Annotated in this window: 2 protein-coding genes and 1 pseudogene; all 3 read right to left on the bottom strand. The window is 63.6% G+C overall.

What is annotated here, in order from left to right; translation table 11 throughout:
* Nucleotides 1–65 precede the first annotated feature (65 nt).
* Nucleotides 66–1,139 carry an ABC transporter ATP-binding protein gene (locus VW23_RS21270; protein ID WP_069911510.1) on the bottom strand — a complete coding sequence of 358 codons (1,074 nt, stop codon included), beginning with the start codon at nucleotides 1,137–1,139 and terminating at the stop codon, nucleotides 66–68.
* A 148-nt stretch (nucleotides 1,140–1,287) separates the two neighbouring features.
* Nucleotides 1,288–2,367, bottom strand: coding sequence for a Gfo/Idh/MocA family protein (locus VW23_RS21265; protein ID WP_069911509.1), 1,080 nt, complete (start codon nucleotides 2,365–2,367; stop codon nucleotides 1,288–1,290).
* A pseudogene (locus tag VW23_RS21260) lies at nucleotides 2,364–3,038 on the bottom strand (Gfo/Idh/MocA family protein); the annotation flags it as partial. The gene VW23_RS21265 and the pseudogene VW23_RS21260, both read right to left, overlap by 4 nt.
* Between the last annotated feature and the right edge of the window lie 160 nt (nucleotides 3,039–3,198).

Raw genomic sequence — 3,198 nt, 5'->3', positions numbered from 1 at the left:
ACGCGCCACCTTCTCCCCTGAGGGGAGAAGGGAAGGAGGGGGCCGTCTCTCTCAGTCAGGCCCGACTAAATTGCCCGCCCATCCCGTGCGAACACGTGGTAGCGCGCCGGATCCACGTACGCCGTCAGCATCGAGCCCAGTTCCACCTGTCGCTGGCCGTCCACCGCGATGGTCATCGCCTGGCCATCGGCGGTGGTCGCATAGACCATGGTCTGGCCGCCCAGCTGCTCGACCAGGTCGACCTTCACATTGGCCAGCTGCACGCCCGAGCCTTCGGTGATGCCGATATGTTCGGGGCGTACCCCAAACGTCACCGCGTCGCCGGCGCCGACCTGGCGGTCGACCACGATCTCGCTGCCGCCGGCGCGCAGTTTCGCCCCCGCGCCATCGGCGCTTTCCACCTTGGCTTCGAGGAAGTTCATCTTGGGCGAGCCGATGAAGCCGGCAACGAAGCGGTTGCGCGGATGGTTGTAGAGTTCGAGCGGCGCACCGACCTGCTCGATGATGCCGGCCTGCAGCACGACGATCTTGTCGGCCATGGTCATCGCCTCGACCTGGTCGTGGGTGACATAGATCATGGTGTTGCCGAGGTCGTTGTGGAGCTTGGCGATCTCCACCCGCATCTGCACGCGCAGCTCCGCATCGAGGTTGGAGAGCGGCTCGTCGAACAGGAAAATCCGGGGCTCGCGGACGATGGCCCGGCCGATGGCGACGCGCTGGCGTTGGCCGCCCGAGAGCTGCTTGGGCTTGCGTTTCAGCAGCGGCTCGATGCGGAGGATTTCCGCCGCCTTCTGCACCCGCTGCTGGATTTCCGCCTTGGGCACGCGCGCCGTTTCCAGCCCGAAAGCGAGGTTCTGGTAGACGTTCATATGCGGGTAGAGCGCGTAGCTCTGGAACACCATGGCGATGCCGCGCCTGGCCGCCGGCACTTCGTTCATGCGGTCGCCGTCGATCAACAGGCTGCCGCCCGAGATCGGCTCGAGCCCGGCGATCATCCGCAACAGGGTGGATTTTCCGCAGCCCGAAGGGCCGACGAACACGGTGAACTCACCCGGATCGATGGTTAAATCGATGCCGTGGATCACCTCCACATCGCCGTAACGCTTTTCGACCTGCTGCAGGACAACGCTGGTGGACATCAGATGCTCTCCTCCACAGGGGCAGTGCAATTGCCCACCGGGTCATTCCCGCGAAAGCGGGAAACTCTGTTTGCGGTGCTCGCGGCACACTCCGAAACGGAGGTTCCCGCTCGCGCGGGAATGACTCCGTGGGTGGGGCGGCAACTCCTCATCGAAACCCCTCCGGCAGCCAGCTGCGATATTTCGGGTGGCCTTCGGTCACGGGGAAGCTTACCTCCTCGTGCGTTTCGGACGAATGGTAGAATGCGGTGACGATCTCCAGCGCCCGGCGCGAGTCCCTTGATGTGACCGGCATCGGCCCCAGCCCCTCGAGCGCATCCCAGAAGCGGCGCATCTGGGTCTGGAACCGCGACGGCACATCCTGCCAGTCGGCGAGCAGCGCCTCGATCTTCGCCTTGGTCGCGTCGTTGCGCGGCAGGATCTTCCACGGCAGCTTGCCCGGGTTGTAGGCCTCGTGGTCGCTCTCGAAGGTGACGTGCTCGAAGGCCAGCCGGATGCGGCTGATCTCGTCGGCCGAGCCGAGCGTTGCGGTGAAGCTGGCGAGCGCGCCACTCTCCATCTCCAGCGAAGCCGAGATGCAGTCTTCCACCTCGATCGCATTCACCCGCGTCGCCACCCGGCCGAACAGGCTTTTCGGCTCGCCCATCAGGTAGGTGAAGATATCGTGCGGGTGGATGGCGTGGGTCATCAGCACGCCGCCGAGCTCGGTCTTCCATTTGCCGCGCCACGGCACGGTGTAATAATCCGGCCCGCGCCGCCACAGCGTCTCGACGGTGCCGACATAGGGCTTGCCGGCGATGCCCGCCTCGATGATGCGCTTCACCTGCTCGATGCCGTTGCCGTAACGATACTGGAACACCGGCATCAGCTTGCCGCGGCTCGTCTTCTCGAGCTCGATGATCTCGTCGACTTCGGCGAGCGAGCCGACCAGCGGCTTCTCGCACACCACGTGCTTGCCGGCTTTCAGCGCTGCCACCACCATCGGATAGTGCACCATGGGCGGAGTGCAGACATCGATGATGTCGAGATCGTCCATTTTGAGGAGGTCGTCGAAATTCTCGACCCGCCGCTCGATGCCGAACTCGTCGGCCAGCGCGTTGCGCCTGATAGGGTCGAGATCGCAGATGGCGATGACCTTCAAGCGGTCCTTGTTGGTCTCGTAGCCCTCGACGATGTGGCTCTTGCCGATGCCGCCGCCGACAACGGCGACTGTGTAAACCCTGCTCATTGCTGCCAAACCGTCCCGACTTCAGCCAGTTTCTGCGCTGTCAGCGCCAGTTCCATCGCCTTGAAGGCGCGCACCTGCGGCATCGCCGTTTCGGTGCGGTTGAGCACATCGGCGATCAGTTGCCGCCCATAGGGCAGGTCCTGAGTGGAGCAATCGATGTGCTGGGTGCCGTGCCTGTCGACGAGGAACAGGTGATCGGTCCCCGGCCGCCCGGCGATGTCGATATACTTCCTGAGCTCGATATAGCCCTCGGTGCCGAGGATGGTGAGCCGTCCATCGCCCCAGGTCGGGAGCCCTGCCGGGGTGAACCAATCGACCCGCACGTAGCCGGTAGTGGTGGGGGTCCGCAAATGCATGTCGCCGACATCCTGCAGCCCGGGTTTGCCCGGGTTGCCGCGATTGTTCACCGAGGCCGATACCACTTCTGCATCGGTATCGGTGCCGGAAAAGAACAGGAACTGCTCGCACTGGTGGCTGCCGATATCGCAGAGGATGCCGCCATAACGCTGCCGGTCGAAGAACCAGTCGGGCCGCTGGTTGTTGCGGATGGCATGCGGACCGAGGCCGACGGTGTTGATCACCTGGCCGATGGCCCCGGCCTGCACCAGCTCGCCCGCCTTCACCGTGGAACGGGTCTCGAAATGCTCGGAATAGCAGACCGAATAGATCCTGTCTCTTATACACATCTGACGCTGCCGACGAGCGAACTACTGTTTATGTCCGTGGTTCCCCCATCTCACTCAAAAATCCACCTACTCTCCCATTAGTCCCTCTACCTACTGCACACTCACACAACCTCACTACTACACACCAACCGTGACCTGTCTTGCA

The sequence above is a fragment of the Devosia insulae DS-56 genome (assembly GCF_000970465.2).
GTDB lineage: Bacteria > Pseudomonadota > Alphaproteobacteria > Rhizobiales > Devosiaceae > Devosia_A > Devosia_A insulae.
This window is presented reverse-complemented; position numbering and strand designations above follow the sequence as displayed.